Annotated in this window: 22 protein-coding genes; 7 read left to right on the forward strand and 15 right to left on the reverse strand. The window is 55.4% G+C overall.

What is annotated here, in order from left to right:
* Positions 1-77: 77 nt before the first annotated feature.
* Positions 78-314, forward strand: coding sequence for a YceK/YidQ family lipoprotein (locus B4056_RS05890; protein ID WP_039383751.1), 237 nt, complete (start codon positions 78-80; stop codon positions 312-314).
* A gap of 2 nt (positions 315-316) precedes the next feature.
* On the opposite strand, the gene B4056_RS05895 is transcribed toward B4056_RS05890, so the two are convergent.
* The 3 genes from B4056_RS05895 to B4056_RS05905 all read right to left on the reverse strand — a co-directional run bounded on the left by B4056_RS05895 (position 317) and on the right by B4056_RS05905 (position 2,524).
* A complete protein-coding gene (locus tag B4056_RS05895) occupies positions 317-715 on the reverse strand; it encodes a MysB family protein (protein WP_071668723.1) in 399 nt (132 codons plus the stop codon).
* Positions 716-834: 119 nt separating this feature from the next.
* The gene (locus B4056_RS05900; RefSeq protein WP_065649626.1) at positions 835-1,101 is read right to left on the reverse strand and encodes a hypothetical protein; all 267 of its coding nucleotides are present in this window, start codon (positions 1,099-1,101) and stop codon (positions 835-837) included.
* Between the two features lie 499 nt (positions 1,102-1,600).
* Positions 1,601-2,524 (reverse strand): Kdo(2)-lipid IV(A) acyltransferase, encoded by a 924-nt coding sequence (locus tag B4056_RS05905; RefSeq protein ID WP_094111366.1) that lies wholly within the window; start codon positions 2,522-2,524, stop codon positions 1,601-1,603.
* 260 nt (positions 2,525-2,784) lie between these two features.
* On the opposite strand from B4056_RS05905, the gene B4056_RS05910 reads away from it, so the two are divergent.
* Positions 2,785-3,840 (forward strand): rhodanese-related sulfurtransferase, encoded by a 1,056-nt coding sequence (locus B4056_RS05910; RefSeq protein ID WP_039383757.1) that lies wholly within the window; start codon positions 2,785-2,787, stop codon positions 3,838-3,840.
* Positions 3,841-3,883: 43 nt separating this feature from the next.
* Here B4056_RS05910 and B4056_RS05915 read toward each other — a convergent pair whose 3' ends face one another.
* The 9 genes from B4056_RS05915 to grxB all read right to left on the reverse strand — a co-directional run bounded on the left by B4056_RS05915 (position 3,884) and on the right by grxB (position 10,298).
* Positions 3,884-4,459 (reverse strand): YceI family protein, encoded by a 576-nt coding sequence (locus B4056_RS05915; protein ID WP_039383760.1) that lies wholly within the window; start codon positions 4,457-4,459, stop codon positions 3,884-3,886.
* Positions 4,456-5,031: a cytochrome b gene (locus B4056_RS05920; protein WP_071668724.1), complete on the reverse strand. Its 576-nt coding sequence runs from the start codon at positions 5,029-5,031 to the stop codon at positions 4,456-4,458. Before B4056_RS05920 ends, B4056_RS05915 begins: the two co-directional genes overlap by 4 nt.
* 266 nt (positions 5,032-5,297) lie before the next feature.
* A complete protein-coding gene (gene solA / locus B4056_RS05925) occupies positions 5,298-6,413 on the reverse strand; it encodes an N-methyl-L-tryptophan oxidase (RefSeq protein WP_039383761.1) in 1,116 nt (371 codons plus the stop codon).
* 107 nt (positions 6,414-6,520) lie between these two features.
* Positions 6,521-6,775 (reverse strand): biofilm formation regulator BssS, encoded by a 255-nt coding sequence (gene bssS / locus B4056_RS05930; RefSeq protein WP_039383762.1) that lies wholly within the window; start codon positions 6,773-6,775, stop codon positions 6,521-6,523.
* A gap of 283 nt (positions 6,776-7,058) precedes the next feature.
* Positions 7,059-7,328, reverse strand: a complete 270-nt coding sequence (locus B4056_RS05935; RefSeq protein ID WP_094111367.1) for a hypothetical protein — start codon at positions 7,326-7,328, stop codon at positions 7,059-7,061.
* A gap of 142 nt (positions 7,329-7,470) precedes the next feature.
* Positions 7,471-7,716, reverse strand: coding sequence for a DNA damage-inducible protein I (gene dinI / locus B4056_RS05940; RefSeq protein ID WP_039383767.1), 246 nt, complete (start codon positions 7,714-7,716; stop codon positions 7,471-7,473).
* Positions 7,717-7,784: 68 nt separating this feature from the next.
* The gene (pyrC, locus tag B4056_RS05945; protein WP_039383769.1) at positions 7,785-8,831 is read right to left on the reverse strand and encodes a dihydroorotase; all 1,047 of its coding nucleotides are present in this window, start codon (positions 8,829-8,831) and stop codon (positions 7,785-7,787) included.
* 147 nt (positions 8,832-8,978) lie between these two features.
* The gene (locus B4056_RS05950; RefSeq protein WP_288654104.1) at positions 8,979-9,542 is read right to left on the reverse strand and encodes a lipoprotein; all 564 of its coding nucleotides are present in this window, start codon (positions 9,540-9,542) and stop codon (positions 8,979-8,981) included.
* Between the two features lie 108 nt (positions 9,543-9,650).
* The gene (gene grxB / locus B4056_RS05955) at positions 9,651-10,298 is read right to left on the reverse strand and encodes a glutaredoxin 2 (RefSeq protein WP_039383774.1); all 648 of its coding nucleotides are present in this window, start codon (positions 10,296-10,298) and stop codon (positions 9,651-9,653) included.
* Positions 10,299-10,492: 194 nt separating this feature from the next.
* Between grxB and rimJ the strand changes: the two genes are divergently transcribed.
* The 4 genes from rimJ (at position 10,493) to murJ (ending at position 14,319) form a co-directional block, all read left to right on the forward strand.
* Positions 10,493-11,089 (forward strand): ribosomal protein S5-alanine N-acetyltransferase, encoded by a 597-nt coding sequence (gene rimJ / locus B4056_RS05960; RefSeq protein ID WP_039383776.1) that lies wholly within the window; start codon positions 10,493-10,495, stop codon positions 11,087-11,089.
* Between the two features lie 14 nt (positions 11,090-11,103).
* Positions 11,104-11,739 carry a YceH family protein gene (locus B4056_RS05965; RefSeq protein WP_094111368.1) on the forward strand — a complete coding sequence of 212 codons (636 nt, stop codon included), beginning with the start codon at positions 11,104-11,106 and terminating at the stop codon, positions 11,737-11,739.
* A 1-nt stretch (position 11,740) separates the two neighbouring features.
* Entirely contained in the window at positions 11,741-12,661 is a 921-nt protein-coding gene (locus tag B4056_RS05970; protein ID WP_094111369.1) for a Gfo/Idh/MocA family protein, read from the forward strand.
* 119 nt (positions 12,662-12,780) lie between these two features.
* The gene (gene murJ / locus B4056_RS05975) at positions 12,781-14,319 is read left to right on the forward strand and encodes a murein biosynthesis integral membrane protein MurJ (protein ID WP_039385797.1); all 1,539 of its coding nucleotides are present in this window, start codon (positions 12,781-12,783) and stop codon (positions 14,317-14,319) included.
* A gap of 47 nt (positions 14,320-14,366) precedes the next feature.
* Here murJ and flgN read toward each other — a convergent pair whose 3' ends face one another.
* From flgN to flgA, 3 genes are all read right to left on the reverse strand, one after another.
* Positions 14,367-14,798, reverse strand: coding sequence for a flagellar export chaperone FlgN (gene flgN, locus B4056_RS05980; RefSeq protein WP_288654111.1), 432 nt, complete (start codon positions 14,796-14,798; stop codon positions 14,367-14,369).
* 5 nt (positions 14,799-14,803) lie between these two features.
* Positions 14,804-15,109, reverse strand: coding sequence for a flagellar biosynthesis anti-sigma factor FlgM (flgM, locus tag B4056_RS05985; protein ID WP_039383785.1), 306 nt, complete (start codon positions 15,107-15,109; stop codon positions 14,804-14,806).
* A gap of 103 nt (positions 15,110-15,212) precedes the next feature.
* Positions 15,213-15,872 carry a flagellar basal body P-ring formation chaperone FlgA gene (flgA, locus tag B4056_RS05990; RefSeq protein WP_094111371.1) on the reverse strand — a complete coding sequence of 220 codons (660 nt, stop codon included), beginning with the start codon at positions 15,870-15,872 and terminating at the stop codon, positions 15,213-15,215.
* 152 nt (positions 15,873-16,024) lie between these two features.
* On the opposite strand from flgA, the gene flgB reads away from it, so the two are divergent.
* A complete protein-coding gene (gene flgB / locus B4056_RS05995; RefSeq protein ID WP_039383791.1) occupies positions 16,025-16,438 on the forward strand; it encodes a flagellar basal body rod protein FlgB in 414 nt (137 codons plus the stop codon).

Here is a 16,438-nt window from a genome sequence, read left to right on the forward strand (position 1 = left end):
ATGCCGCTTTTTTATTGCCGCTGCTAAAGCCGGGCAGGGCAGGTATAGTAGCAGGTCAATCAGTGAGGATAAGCGATGTGAAAAGCGTTCTGGCGGTCATACTGGCAGGCAGTGTGCTGATGCTGAGCGGGTGCGGCAGCATTATCAGCCGTACCGTGCCCGGACAGGGGCACGGTAACCACTATTATCCCGGCGTGCAGTGGGATGTGCGCGACGGCCCGTGGCGCATCGTCACCATCCTCGATTTGCCGCTGTCGCTGATAGTGGACACGCTGCTGCTGCCGGTTGACGCGCAGCATGGGCCTTATGAGTGAGATTACGCCAGATTATCTGAATCCGTGTTGTCATCTTCCCACTCTTCAGCAGCCACTTCACCCTCTTCAAGATCGCGCTGTGGCGCCAGCTGAAATTCGCCATCATCCCATTCGTGCAGGGTATTTTCAGACTGCCACTCCTGACGCATCTCAATTTCGTCGAAATCGCCGTCAAATACCGCCTGCGCCGCCTCACCGCTAAGCAGCGGCAGGCAATCACCCTGTTCATCTTCACTGGCAAAGAACTCCGCCTGCCACATGATGTCGCCATCCTGCATGACATATTTTTGCAGGCCAAACTGGCTGACGTTGACATCCTCTTCGGATACGCCCTGCTGGCTGGTCATAAACTCTTCACGTGCGGCTTCAATTGCTTCTTCTAAAGTGCTGAACAGATCCATTGATGACTCCTTGACTGTAAAAAGGGGATTTTACAGAAGGATAGACGAAAATTTGCAGAACGCAGGCGGGCAGGCGAGCAGTACGGGCGGGTGAGGAAAAAATCACCCGCCCATACGCATCAGAGCATTTTTTGCGGAAAGTGCAGAACCGGACGGACAGTTTCGCGCATTACCGGTGCAGAGTAGCGAATACAGCATTTGATACACGGCTTTACTTTTTTGAAGTTAATACGCGCGGTGGCCAGCGCCTGATTCAGGTTATAGAGGGTGCCAATAAACACCATATCTTCTTTAAGCGGCATCCGTTTGCACTCTTTACGATGCAGCAGATGATAGCCTTCCTGATCGGTACCGATCGTAACGTAATAATAATGACCTTTGTTCATATTATTTTGTCCTGCATGAGATTTGCTGTGTGTAATCTTTTTTATTTTTCTGAGAACAGTTAATTGGTTAACTGTTGCAACTGAAATTAACCGGAATCAGCGGAGTGAACCAGTGTAATAAAGTAATTAAAAAAATTTTTAAAATGACAATATGGAATAAGCAGCCTGTTTTATCGACAACGCATTGTAAAATAAGTCAATTTTTCTGCATTGATAAGTAAGTCAAACGATTTTGAAAAAAATAAATAGGATTAGGCCTGGAATTATAGATGATCAGGACCAGATTGCACTCTTTTAATTGATAAGTGTGGCCCAGAAAGCCGGTGTCAGACGGCTGATTGCCTGCTGCAGAGCGCCTGTGCAGGCAAATCCGGTAACATAACCTGTTACCGGAGCTAATGATTTTCAGACGAAACCAGAAATAATGCTGGATCTGATGGACATATCAGGTGCGGTTCAGGCTATCAGATATCGCTGATAGCCTGAACGCTGTGCTGCATCAGTAGCGCGACGGCTGGCCTTCCGGACGGGTTTTAAAGCGGCGGTGCAGCCACATATATTGCTCAGGCGCGAGTAACACCGTCTCTTCAACAACGCGGTTCATCACCGTTGCCGTATCAAGCTCACTTTCCAGTGAGAACTGATGGCGAATATCCGGCATCAGTTTCAGCTCGTAGCCGCGTCCGTCCGGCAGACGACGTGCCAGGAAAGGCACCACGCTGGGATTAGCCAGCCGAATCAGCATATGGGTTCCGGTTGTGGTGGCTGCTTCCTTAACGGCAAAGAAAGGGGCAAACACGCTGCTGCGCGGGCCGTAGTCGTGATCTGGCGCGTACCAGATGATGTCATTACTCTTCAGTGCCCGGATCATGCCTTTGAGATCTTTGCGATCCAGCATACTTTTATTCGAGCGCATCCGACCCCAGGTCTGCAGCCAGTCGAGCAGTCTGTTATCGTTCGGGCGATACACACCAATACCCGGGTTGTACATGCCGAAAACGCGAGCGCCCAGCTCAAGCGTCAGAAAATGCATACCGATCAGCAGAATTCCGCGCTTTTCTGCCAGCGCCTGAGTCACATTCTCCAGTCCTTCCGGCTTAACCCATTTACGGATACGCCAGTCGGGCCAGAACCAGGCCATGCCGGTTTCAATCAGTCCCATTCCGACTGATTCAAAGTTGTGTTTAACCATCGCCTCGCGGTCGCTGATGGGCATATCAGGAAAGCAGAGCTCCAGATTGCGTCGCGCAACCTCTGTGCGGCGCTTCATAAAACGCATGGCAATACGCCCCAGGCCGCAACCAAATGCATACAGAAGCGGGTAGGGAAGTAAAACCAGCACGTATAAAAATCCAATGCCCAGCCAGGTGAGCCAGTAGCGCGGATGAAGCAGTTCACGGGTAAATTGCGGAAGTTGGGTCATGGAAGAATCAGTATCCTGCGTTCTGTACCAGAGAGTCCGGTTTCTGTTATTTAACGCAATTATGCCATTTTTTGTCGTTAACTGTAATCACACCGCGTTCACAACACCCGTCAGGCTGGTGTTTGCCGCATTAACAGACGAACAGCGCAGAAAATCGGCACGCGTGTATCACCACCAATTCGGTTCGGGGGCTAGGCACAGCTGTGAATTCAGGTATCATGTGCGCCCTGAAATTCTCTCATTGCTAACAGGTGTTCACCATGCCAGTGTTACATAACCTCGTTTCCAATAAAGAGCTGAAAGATCGCATGCTGGCGGAAACAGAGCCGCGTACGACAGTCTCTTTTTATAAATATTTCCAGATTGCCGATCCCAAAGCGTTCCGCGATCGCCTCTATATTGCGCTGACGCAGCTTAGCGTATTTGGTCGTGTCTATGTGGCCCGGGAAGGGATTAACGCGCAGATCAGCGTGCCGGCCGGGAAATATGAAGCGATGAAAGCGATGCTGTACGCTTTTGATCCGGCGCTGAATAATCTGCGCATGAATATTGCGCTGGACGATGACGGTAAATCATTCTGGGTGCTGCGCCTGAAAGTGCGCGACCGTATTGTTGCCGATGGCATCGACGATGGCAGTTTTGACGCCAGCGATGTGGGCAGCTACCTGAAGGCAGCAGACGTTAATGCGATGCTGGACGATCCTGATGCCGTATTTGTCGACATGCGTAACCACTATGAGTTTGAAGTGGGCCATTTTGATAATGCGCTGGAAGTGCCTGCGGATACCTTCCGCGATCAGCTGCCCATGGCAGTCGATATGCTGCAGGATAAGAAAGATAAAAAAATTGTGATGTACTGCACCGGCGGTATTCGCTGCGAAAAAGCGAGCGCCTGGATGAAGCATAACGGCTTTGATGATGTTTATCACATTGAAGGCGGCATTATTGAATATACGCGCCGCGCGCGCGAGCAGGGATTACCGGTGCGTTTCAAAGGCAAAAATTTTGTCTTTGATGAGCGTATGGGCGAGCGTATTTCTGATGATATTCTCTCCAGCTGCCATCAGTGCGGTACGCCGTGCGACAGCCATACTAACTGTGTTAATGACGGTTGCCATCTGCTGTTTATTCAGTGTCCCGCCTGCGCTGAAAAATATCAGAACTGCTGCAGCCCAATCTGCATGGAAGAAGCAAAACTGTCGCCTGAAGAGCAGCGCGCACGTCGTGCCGGACGCGAAAACGGCAATAAGGTGTTTAACAAATCGCGTGGTCTGCTGAATATGACGATGACCATTCCCGCGCCCGATAAGTCATAATGACGGGTGCCGCCTGAGGAAGTGATCTCAGGCGGCTTGCCGCTTACTGACGTACTCCCTCTACAGAGATAATCAGCTCAGCCTTTTGAGAGGCAGGGCCCAGATCCTTGCTGATATTAAACTCTTTCAGAACGACCTCGCCGCTGGCTTCAAAACCTGCCCGGTAACCGCCCCACGGATCTTTACCTTCACCCATCAGGCGCGCATCCAGCGTAATGGGTTTTGTTACGCCGTTCAGCGTCAGATTGCCGGTGACTTTATAACGCTCTCCCTCTTTTTTAACCTCTGTTGAGGTGAACGTTGCCTGAGGATATTTGCTGGTATTAAGGAAATCTGCGCTGCGCAGGTGTTTGTCGCGCTCAGCATGATTGGTATCCAGACTTCCGGTATTAATGGTGACATTCACTTTATCGGCTGCCGGATTAGCATCGTCAAAGGTGAATCCGCCGTCAAAATCTTTGAATGTGCCATATAACCAGCTATAGCCGAGGTGCTGAATACGAAACTGTACAAATGCGTGCTGCCCCTCTTTATCAATTTTATACTCTGCGGCGCTGGCATTAAGGCTGGTGGCAAACAGCGCGGCGGCACTGACGGCCAGAAGCGTTTTTCTGATCATGATACATCCTTTTGAGAGAGTGAACGTGAGCGTAAACCGAGCATGCGCCTGAGCGTCGCGTCCCGATCGATAATATGATGTTTGACCGCCCCCAGCGCATGCAGCGCTGAAAGCAGAACCAGGCTCCAGGCCAGCCACAAATGCAGCGTGCCTGCCAGGTCCGCCTGCTGTGGTCCGCCAGCAACGACTACCGGCAGGTTAAACCAGCCAAATACAGAGACCGGTTTACCGTCAGCGGTAGAAATCAGATAGCCGCTAACGAGCAGCAGGAGGAAAAGCAGATAAAGCAGGGCATGCACACCCCGGGCGGTACGGCGAACCGTGGCAGAATAGCTGGCGAGCGGGGCGGGTACAGGGGAGTGCCAGCGCCAGAGCAGGCGCAGCAACAGCAGAATAAACAGTATTGTCCCGACGCTTTTATGAATGTCCGGTGCAGTATGATACCAGCTGTCATAATAGCCCAGGCCTGTCATCCATAATCCCAGGGCAAACATCGCATAGAGGGCAACCGCCATGCTCCAGTGGATAATAATTGAGAGCAGGCCGAATCGATCTGCAGTGTTGCGCCACATAGCCTTTATTCCTGTCCATGAAATAAGTGCTGCAAGCATCCTTAATTCATTAACTAAAAGCAATGAGCCTTACTTTTCTATAAAAAAGCGGATCGTTGTCAAAATTTTAAAATAGCGGCGCGCTACTGCTTCAGTAATATTGACTGAAAGCAGGGCATTTTAAGGTAATAAATATAATTACTACACAGGATGAGGCATTATTGAGTGTCGGGCGTAAACAAATGTAAATGGGAGGGCTGGCAGCTGCGGTGCTGCCAGCCTGAGTATCAGGAAAAGCGCCGTAAAGAAAAGGGCGTAAGATCGAAACTGAAAGGTTTATCCTGAGCAAATTCGCTGGCAAGCTCGCCCAGAACGCTGGCAAATTTAAAACCGTGACCGCTAAGGCCGGTAATGATTAAGCGGTTGGGTTCATCCGGCAGGGTATCGATAATAAAATCTTCATCAGGGGTATTGTCATAGCTGCACGCCTCGCCGTGTAAACAGACGCCGACGCCGGGCAGGAACTGCCGCAAAAAGCGAAACGCTTCGCTGCCATCTGAGGCCACAGCACCAAAAGGTTTGCGATCCTGCGGGGTCTGCATGACCTGACCACCATCGTGCCGGCCCACTTTAAGGGCGTTATTATCTGCCGGAAACCCGTAAAAGTGACTGCCGTCTGGCGTCTCTACGGTAAAACCGGGAAAGTGATTGTTTTCACTGTAGCGGCCGTCAGCCTGATACCAGGCAAACACTTTACGCACTGGCGTAACCGGCAGATCGGCTATTAGCTCGCTGACCCAGGTACCGGCGCTGACCAGCAGCTTGCGCGCACGATAGATCCCATCCAGCGTGGTGACCTGCTGCAGCTCGCCGTCGCGACCGATATCGCTGACCGGGCAATTAAACAGCTGTGCACAGCCAGCCTGTTCAGCCAGTTTTATCCAGCTGCGCACCGCCTCTTCACATTTCAGATAGCCCGACTTCGGCTCAAAGACGCCGATGTAGCCATCCGGCACGGTAAACTGCGGCCAGCGCTGCCGCACCTCATCCGCCTGCAGTAGCTGGACATCCAGCTGCCAGGTTTTCGCACTGTGAATAACATTCTCAATGAATGGCGAATGAGCGGGTGCCAGGTTGAGAATGCCGCTGCGATGCATGATACGCTCGCCGCTCTGCTGCTCCAGCGCATCCCACAGTGACTGGGCGCGCAGCACCAGCGGCACATAACGCTCTCCTTCACCATAGGCGTGGCGAATCAGGCGGGTCTCGCCGTGATGTGTTCCCTGCTGATGCGGGGGATGCGCGCTGTCGATCATTAGCACCGATAAGCCAGCCTGCGTAGCGTAGAAACCCGCAGCGGCCCCGACTGACCCACTGCCCACGATAATCAGATCGTAAACCATGACACGAACACTCCTGCAAAACGGCGAAATTTTTCAACAGCATACCAAAAGCGGGAGCGATATGAAAAAGGCACCCTATGGGTGCCTTTTTCGCGCAACAGGAACGGTCAGTGCTTGCGACTATCGCGCAGGTTTTGCTCAGTAGATTCTATTTTAGCAATGCCAGCTTCCAGTATGGAGATAAACTGTCTGGCAACGTCAGTGGTTAACCAGTAGGTCAAACCGACGTCAGCTTCTTCTTCTTTTTGATCCTGCGAGGAGAGCGAGTGCAGGCGTATCATCATAGCGTCATAGCTGTCAACGGTGCTGATGTCCCATCCAATCAGGGGATGAGTCTGGATGACGTCTTTATTACTGTCCATTATAACCTCCTTATTACTCGTTAAACGAAGTGCTTCTTGAGGTTCAATGCGGCTGCTACATGCACTAGCGAGCTAATTATAACATGAAATAGCGGTCAGACAGGTCAATAGTAATGAAATGCGGCTATATGACTGCGAAATGCACCAGAAAATGCTGTAAAAGCGCCGGAAGATAACGGGCTGGTTTCCTGCTACAGACGTAACCAGCCCGGCAACATTACCTGTTTTATCGGCGAAAGCGACAGAAACTTCAGCGGAACATGCCGGACTCAGTCGCGGAATATCAGGGCTGCGCTTCAGCAGAGAGCGGATCTGTGCGCTGCCGGAGCGTCTTCGCCAGGCGGAAAAATTGCTGCTGCAGCGAGGCATCGTGCTGCTGGTTCTGCGCTTCCTGCGTCAGGTTATGGGCAAGCAGCTGGACTGCGGGCGCATCGAGCGAAAGCGTCAGACTGGTAAAGGCAGTTTCAAGGACGGTTAAACGGCGCTGCTGCTCGGCAATGAGCGCCAGCAGTTCACCAAAGGTCATCGCCTCTTCGGGTTTATCTGTGATCATCGGTCAAACACCTCCTGTAAGCATGGCGAGGCAAGAATAGGGGATCGATAAACCTGAGTCTAGATGGCGGCTGTTTTTCTGGCGAGGGGAAATGAAACAAAAAAAGCCGGGGCGAAACCCGGCAAAAACGGCACATTGGCGGTTAATCGTGAGTAAACCAGTCGTCGGCGCTTTCCCAGGTTTCCTGCAGGAGATCGGTAATGCGGTCGCGTGAAGTTTTACAGCCGCCGGTCACGCTCAGCTGATTCCCGGTGGCATAGCGCACATTAACGTGGTGCTCGCCTTCAGGAAAATCGTGTGCAATACGACGGGAAAGCTCCGCGCTAAGCGCATCGAGTGCACCTGCGGGCAGCGGGCGGTTTTTCGCTACGGTAATATCGATACGCATAGACGCCTCCGGTTTAATATACTGGTTATTTGTACAGTATATTAATGCCGAAGGCAAGCAGTTATCGCTTATTCTTTAATGCGCCAGTTCAGCGTTTCGCCGGCAAGAAACGGCACCAGCGTATCGTCGCCTGCGGTGACGCTTTCAGCCACCTGCCAGGGTTCGCGGACCAGCGTCAGCGTTCCCTCGTTAAGCGGCAGGCCGTAAAAATTCGGACCGTTTTCTGAGCAGAACGCTTCAAAGTGCTGCAGGGCGTTAAGCTCTTCAAACACGGTAAGGTAGGCAGGCAGAGAGGTCGGCGCGTTGAAGACGCCCGCACAGCCGCAGCTTGCTTCTTTGGCATGCCGCAGGTGGGGCGCAGTATCGGTGCCAAGGAAAACGCGCGGATGGCCGCTGGCTACCAGCTGACGCAGCGCCTGCTGATGTGTGTTGCGCTTCAGAACAGGCAGGCAATAAAGATGAGGACGGATCCCGCCCACCAGCATATGGTTACGGTTAAACATCAGATGCTGCGGCGTAATGGTTGCGCCCAGCAGCGCATTGCCCTCAGCCACATAGTCAGCGGCCTCTTTTGTGGTGATGTGCTCCATGACTACTTTCAGGCCGGGAAACTGCTGGCGCAGCGGATGCAGTACGGTCTCAATAAAGCGCGCTTCGCGATCAAAAATATCAATGTGGGAATCAGTGACTTCACCATGCACCAGCATCGGCATACCAATCTGCTGCATGCGATCCAGCACCGCAGCAATCGCCGAGGTGTTTGTTACGCCGTGGCTTGAGTTAGTGGTAGCGTGTGCCGGATAGAGCTTGGCAGCGGTGAATACGCCCGCGCGAAACCCCGCTTCAATCTCATCGGGTTCGAGTGAATCGGTCAGATAGCAGGTCATCAGCGGCGTAAAATTGTGCGCAGCGGGCAGGGCGGCAAGAATGCGCGCGCGATACTCACGGGCCGCCGCCACGCTGGTGACCGGCGGCACCAGATTTGGCATGACAATCGCCCGGCCATTCACGGCGCTGGTATAGGGCAGTACGCTTTCAAGCATCACGCCGTCGCGCAGGTGGATATGCCAGTCATCAGGGCGGCGAATGGTGATGTGCTGAGGTTGAGAGGTCATGGTCAGGCTCCGGCTTAAGTGAAAACAGAATGGCGTATTCAGGCCGGGGCGATATCTTAAGCGGGCAGGCAACCGTTTGCACGGCTTTTTATCGCCGGAAAGCGATGACCCGTGCGGCCAGATAAACGCTGGCCGCACGGGACGGTATCAGTCGGTGAAAGGGATCACCAGCTGACCCGGTTTGACTTCCAGTCCTTTCGCCAGCTTTTTCGCCAGCGCTTCGCCTTTACTGCGGTCAGCGCTCAGCAGGTAGGCGGGCCGTTCATTGAAATAGTGCTGCAGGGACTGATTGAGATAGGGGGTCAGCGTTTTCACAATCGACGCCATTTTTTCCGGTACGACCTGCGCATCAACAATCGACAGGTTGTGCAGATAGATAGCGCCTTCCTGCGCGTTATAAACCGGCTGTGCCTTCATTTTCAGCAGCATCTCAGCCTGCTGCGGACCAAACAGTGAGGTGACATCAATTTTCGCTTTACCGGAGAGGGTGACGCGGTCAGGTTCTTCACGTCCGATTTCACTGCTGAGATCGCTGAGTACGATATGCGCATTGATAAGGCCGGATACGCCGATCTCTTTTTCAAAATTGTTGCGCTTTTGCAGCGCCTGGTTCACTTCCTGTTCCGCGATGGTGTATTGCGTCAACTGATTACAGCCGCTGAGCAGCAGCATGCCGAACAGCGCCGCGATCCCATAAAATTTCTTTTTCATTGCATCCTCGTTCCGGTGTGGCAAACAGCGCTAAGCCTGCCTGAATCGGCGCAAGGTGTCATCAGATAAGATGAGAAACCCGCGAACGGGTTCCTCCCGGTTTAACATTCAGGCGGCGATAGAAGAGAGCAGATTAACCTGCGTCTGTTTCGCCATGTTATCGCGGTAATCGGTGACGCGGCTTGGCCAGTCGATGCCGGACACCAGCGTCAGTGAGCGCAGCAGCGGGAAGAGGTTGATATCATCCTCGGACAGCTCGCCGTTAACGGCGTTAGGCTTCACAATCAGCCGATCCAGCTGGCGCAGATCGTCACTGATCTTCTTGATCAGGCCAGGCGCATGTTTACGCAGCTCGGTGAAATCACCGAGGCTCGCCTCTTTTTTATCGTGAAAATAGCGTCGCGCTTCCGGGGTGGCAAATTCAGCAAAAGCAGCATCGGCGATACGCGGGATTAAAAGCTTATTGATATAGCCGTTGACGTGGCGCAGCCAGTCGGCGATAGCGGGATTGGTTCTGCCGGTCAGCAGCGGTTCGCCATCCTGTTTGTCTACCCAATGCACAATATCCATGCTCTCCGGCATGGCGCTGCCGTCCGCTTTTTGCAATACCGGCGCCATTTTCTGGCCGATTAATTTTACCGGCGTCGCCTCGTCATCATTGAGCATAACCACCAGTTCTACCGGCAGATTCTTTAAGCCAAAAATCATGCGCGCTTTGACGCAGAAGGGGCAGTGATCGTAGATGTAAAGTTTCATCCCGTTTCTCCTGTGGTTTTCCGGGTGAGGGATTCACCCTTTTTCCGATCCTGCCGGAAGTATGGAAGAGAACCGTGGAAGGGGCAAACCCTGCCCCTGTTCAGCAACGTTGTGTCGCAGCCTGTGGGGCGGTTATAGTGAAGAAAACGCCAGCGGCGTTCCGCTCTCTTTCGCTAAGGATTTCAGGAGATTCGATGTTTGGCTATCGCTCTGCAGGCCCGCGCGTGCGGCTTACGACCGATCGTCTGGTGGTGCGTCTGGTGCATGAACGCGACGCCTGGCGGCTGGCAGACTATTACGCAGAAAACCGCGCGTTCCTCAAACCGTGGGAGCCGGTGCGCGATGACAGCCACTGCTATCCCTCCGGCTGGCAGGCGCGGCTCGGCCTGATTGGCGATCTGCATAAGCAGGGCTCAGCTTTCTATTTTGTGCTGATGGACCCCGATGAACATGAGATCCGCGGCGTGGCAAATTTCAGCAACGTGCTGCGTGGCTCCTTTCACGCCTGCTATCTCGGCTATTCGCTGGGCGAAAAGTGGCAGGGGCAGGGCATGATGTTTGAAGCGCTGCAGTCGGCTATTCGCTATATGCAGCGACAGCAGCGCATGCACCGCATTATGGCTAACTATATGCCGCACAATCAGCGCAGCGGCGATCTGCTGGCACGGCTCGGCTTCGAGCAGGAAGGCTATGCAAAAAACTATCTGCTTATTGATGGCTGCTGGCAGGATCACGTACTGACGGCGCTGACCTGGCACGCGTGGACGCCGGATAAGCGCACTCAATTTTAAAAGGAAACGGATCCATGAAAATCGCGCTCTCTTCCCAGGCGCTACGCGTGCTGGGTGCGCTGCTGGAAAAGCAGATCGCTACGCCTGAATATTACCCTCTGTCGCTGAACGGTGTGGTAGCCGCCTGTAATCAGAAATCGAACCGCGAGCCGGTTATGACGCTCAGCGAAGAGGAGGTGCAGGCGCAGCTGGATGAGCTGGTTAAAAAGCACCTGGTCACCGCCAGCAGCGGCGCCAGCCAGCGAGTCAGCAAATATGCGCAGCGCTTCTGTAACTCTGCGTTTGGTCAGCTGCAGCTCAGCGCCGCCGAAGTCGCGGTGATGACCCTGCTGCTGCTGCGCGGGGCGCAAACGCCAGGCGAGCTGCGTACCCGCAGCGGCAGGCTGTATGAGTTCAGCGATGTCAGTGAGACCGAACAGACGCTGGAGGGGCTGATGAGCCGGCAGGAGGGACCGCTGGTGGCAAAAATGGCGCGTGAGCCGGGCCGCCGCGAAAGCCGCTACCGGCACCTGCTGGCCGCAGAGGAGACGACCTGCTCGCCGTCTCCCGCCGCCGGTGAAGCGGAGCTTAGCGATCGGGTTGCCGCGCTGGAGCAGCAGGTGGCTGAACTGCAGATGCAGCTGACTCAGCTGCTGGCACAGGAGCATTAAGATGACGCTGCGAATTGGTATTGCCGGTTTAGGCGGGATTGCGCAGAAAGCCTGGCTGCCGGTGCTCTCGCAGGCAGAAAGCTGGCAGCTGGTGGGGGCGTTTTCACCCAATCAGGTTAAGGCGGAGGCGGTATGCGCCCGCTATCGTATTCCCTGTTTTGACCGGCTTGACGCCCTGGCCGCCGCCTGCGACGCCGTGTTCGTGCACAGCAGCACCGCCTCACATTTTGAAGTGGTTCAGGCCCTGCTGCTGGCGGGCAAAGATGTCTGCGTGGATAAGCCGCTGGCAGAGACGCTGCAGCAGGCTGAAGCGCTGGTCGCGCTGGCGGAAAAACGGCAGCGCAAACTCATGGTGGCGTTTAACCGGCGCTTTGCCCCGCGCTATCAGCAGCTGAAGCAGGAAATGCCGCGCGCCGCCTCGCTGCGGATTGAAAAGCATCGCATGGACAGCGTGGGTCCGCAGGGGCTGCGCTTTACGCTGCTGGATGATTATCTGCACGTGGTGGATACCGCCCTGTGGCTGGCGGGGGGCAAACTGCAGCCGGGTGATGGCCATATCCGGACCACAGATGAAGGCGCACTGCTCTACGCAGAGCACCATTTCAGCGCCGGCGGGCTTCAGGTCTCTACCAGTATGCACCGGCGCGCCGGCACGCAGCGGGAGGTGGTCACCGCGGTCTGCGACGGAGACTACTACCAGATTGAGGAGATGCGCGACTGGCAGCAGGAGAACAGCCGCGGGCTGCTGCGTGAGGTGCCGCCTGCGTGGCAAAGCCATCTGACGCAGCGCGGTTTTACCGGCGCGGCGCATCACTTTATCCGCTGCGTGGAAAATCAGACTATGCCTGAAACCAGCGGCGAGCAGGCGCTGGTGGCGCAGCGTCTGACAGAAAAACTGATCCGCGAGGTGGAGCGGGAATAACGCCTTGTAACACTCGGTACTGGTCATTTGCCGCGACCTCAGTAGACTAACGCCGGGCATCGCGGATGCCCGTGCTGCATGGCGCTTTTTCCCGACTTTTTCAGGACGCACCCTTCATTATGAATTTGCTAAAATCGCTGGCTGCGGTCAGTTCGATGACCCTGTTTTCCCGCGTGCTGGGCTTTGCCCGCGATGCCATTGTGGCGCGCGTATTTGGCGCCGGAATGGCGACGGATGCGTTTTTTGTAGCGTTTAAGCTGCCCAACCTGCTGCGCCGGATTTTTGCCGAGGGCGCGTTCTCGCAGGCGTTTGTCCCGATTCTGGCGGAGTACAAAGCGAAGCAGGGTGAAGAGGCGACGCAGGTCTTTGTGGCGTATGTGTCAGGCCTGCTGACGCTGGCGCTGGCTGTGGTGACGGTACTGGGCATGCTCGCCGCGCCCTGGGTGATTATGATCACGGCCCCTGGCTTTGCGGATACCGCCGATAAATTTGCCCTCACCAGCGCGCTGCTGCGGGTGACGTTCCCCTATATTATGCTGATCTCGCTGGCGTCGCTGGCGGGGGCGATCCTCAACACCTGGAATCGCTTTTCGGTTCCGGCGTTTGCGCCCACGCTGCTGAATATCAGCATGCTCGGCTTTGCGCTATTTGCCGCACCGCACTTTAATCCGCCAATTATGGCGCTGGCGTGGGCGGTGGTGGTAGGCGGCGTGCTGCAGCTTGGCTACCAGCTGCCGCACCTGAAGAAGATTGGTATGCTGGTGCTGCCGCGCATTAATCTGCGCGATGCCGGCGTCTGGCGCGTGATGCGCCAGATGGGACCGGCGATCCTCGGCGTATCGGTCAGCCAGATTTCCCTTATCATCAATACCATTTTCGCCTCCTTTCTGGTGTCAGGTTCCGTCTCCTGGATGTACTACGCTGACCGCCTGATGGAGTTTCCCTCTGGCGTGCTGGGCGTGGCGCTGGGGACCATTCTGCTGCCGTCGCTGGCGAAGAGCTTCTCCAGCGGCAACCAGGCTGAGTATTCGCGGCTGATGGACTGGGGATTACGCCTCTGTTTTCTGCTGGCGCTGCCCTGCGCGGTGGCGCTGGGCATTCTGGCCGGACCGCTGACGGTGGCGCTGTTTCAGTACGGGAAATTTACCGCGTTTGATGCGGCAATGACGCAGCGCGCGCTGATCGCCTATTCCGTCGGCCTGATGGGGCTGATTGTGGTCAAGGTGCTGGCGCCAGGATTTTACTCGCGGCAGGATATTAAAACGCCGGTGAAGATAGCGATAGTGACGCTGATTATGACGCAGCTGATGAATCTGGCGTTTATCGGTCCGCTGAAACATGCGGGGCTGTCGCTGTCGATTGGGCTGGCGGCCTGCCTCAACGCCGCGCTGCTCTACTGGCAGCTGCGCAAACAGGATATTTTTCAGCCACAGCCAGGCTGGATGGGTTTCTTATTACGCCTGTTTATCGCGGTTGCGGTCATGGCCGCCGCGCTGCTGGGGATGCTGCAGGTGATGCCTGCTTGGGAAGAGGGCGAGATGGCCTGGCGGCTGGTGCGCCTGGCGGCGGTCTGTGCCGTCGGCGGGGGAGCCTATTTTGTGGTGCTTGGCGCGCTCGGGTTCCGGCCGCGCGATTTTGCCCGCCGCACCGTTGCCTGAGTGCGCATTGCCAGGGCAGCCCGGCTGCCCTGGTCGCGGCTGAGGCCTCAGCCTTTGCTGCGCAGCATGGCCTGACCCAGTCCGCGTCCGTCCGGGCCATAAAAGGCCTGGGTCTGATGCGGCTTCAGCACCTGCAGCGCATCGCGGGTAAACGCGACCTGATGCTGCAGTAGCAGTCCGTTATGCTGATTGGCGTCGCGCAGCTGCTGCGTGACGCGCGCGATAGTGGCCCAGCGCCGGGCGATATCCTGCTGACCGCGATAGGGCGCCTCTGTACCGAGCGTTTTCTCCGTATTATGGCGCATCTCATCCAGATAATTTAAGGTTGTCAGCAGCGCGGCTTTATCTTCAGTAATGCGCTGCAGCAGGTTGCCGTTAACCTGACCGGCTGCGAGCTGCTGCTGCTCTTCCTCAATGATTTGAGTCAGTGAAGCCAGTACATCCTGCATTTTATCCAGGGTGGTCAGCAGATTATCCATCGGGATCAGTAGCCTTCTAAATATTTCCGGGTATCGGCAATTAATGCATCCGCAATTTTGCCGGTATCCATTTTCAGATCGCCATTGCGGATGGCGGTTTTTAACTGCTCAACGCGAGCGGTATTAATATCGCGACTGCTGGGCTCCAGCAGCTGTGCCTGACTTGAGCTCAGACTGACTTCGGCACTCTTTTCGCTGGCGGCAGGGGCGGCCGGCGCGGAGTTCTGACGGATTCTGCCTGCGTTGTCGCTGGCGTCACGGGGTTGTACCGTGCTGACCGGTTTTGACGGTTCGGTTTTGTCGACGTTCATGGCTTGGCTCCTGTAAGTACAGTGGAATGCGCCCACTGAATCGGCATAGGGTTATATTTTAGCTGTTATCTCTATCGGCTGAACACCTCTGTTCTTTAGCGCTTTAGAGTGATATCAGAATATTCCCATCCTCGCCGACGCGACCGCTTACCACCTGACCATTTCCCATACGTACCCGCACCGTCTGCGCGACGCCGGCATTGCTCAGCGCGCGGCCTTCGCTGCTGGCATTAAAGCCGTCGCCGCTCGCCGTGACCATCACCGACTGACCGGTTTTAACCCGCCACGGCTGGCGCAGCATCGAAGCCGTAACCGGCTGCCCGGGCGGTATATCCCGCAGGGCAATCGCCTCTGCGAGATGCGTGCCGTCAACCAGCGCGCGAGCCGGCAGCGTATCGAGCCGGCCCGTTTCCGTTCTGAAATCAGCCGCGCTGACGGCAGTGCCGCGCGTGAGCTGGTGATTCGCGACCAGATAGTCACCGGTCACCTGCACCTGCACCTGCAGATAGCGGCGATTTTGTCCGCAGCTGGCGGCGATGCTCAGATTACCCCACTGACGGCTGTTACCGGGCAGCTGCAGCTGCGGCGTCTCACAGGCGGGCCACTGTGCGGATGGGGTACGAACAATAACCACCATGCCAGCGGCGTGCTGCGGATCGCGCGCTTTAAAATAGGATGTCAGCTGCGCGTTCAGATCGGCCGCATAGCCTGGCAGCGCCAGCAGCAGTACCGCCAGAAACAGCCCTTGTGTTGCTCTGCGCATAACGCCTCCCACTGAAAGTTGCTGATGAGTCTACCCGCTGCAAAAAAAAATCAAGGGTAAAAATAGCCGTGGTTTTTGCTGTTATTCAGACGATCGCCCTTGCAATCCCCCGATTAAGCTGTCAGCTCAAAATTTTCATTCGCGGAGGAAGCATGCTCGACAAACTCGATGCCGCACTGCGATTCGGTACCGAAGCGTTAAACCTGCGTGCACAGCGTCAGGAGATTCTGGCGTCAAATATCGCTAATGCGGATACCCCCGGGTATCAGGCGCGCGATATCGACTTTGCCAGCCAGCTGAACAAAGTGATGCAGAACGGCCGCGCGCAGGGCAGCGGTCTGGCGCTGAATGTGACCTCATCGCGCCATATTGAAGCACAAACGCAGGCGCAGCCCGCGATGGATCTGCTGTATCGCATTCCCGACCAGCCCGCTGCAGATGGCAACACGGTCGATATGGATCGCGAGCGTACGCAGTTCGCCGATAACAGCCTGAAGTATCAAACCGATCTCACCCTCATCAGCAGCCAGATTAAAGGCATGATGAGCGTACTGCAGGGGCAATAA

The organism is Pantoea sp. UBA7232 (assembly GCF_002473195.1).
GTDB classification, from domain to species: domain Bacteria; phylum Pseudomonadota; class Gammaproteobacteria; order Enterobacterales; family Enterobacteriaceae; genus Pantoea; species Pantoea eucrina.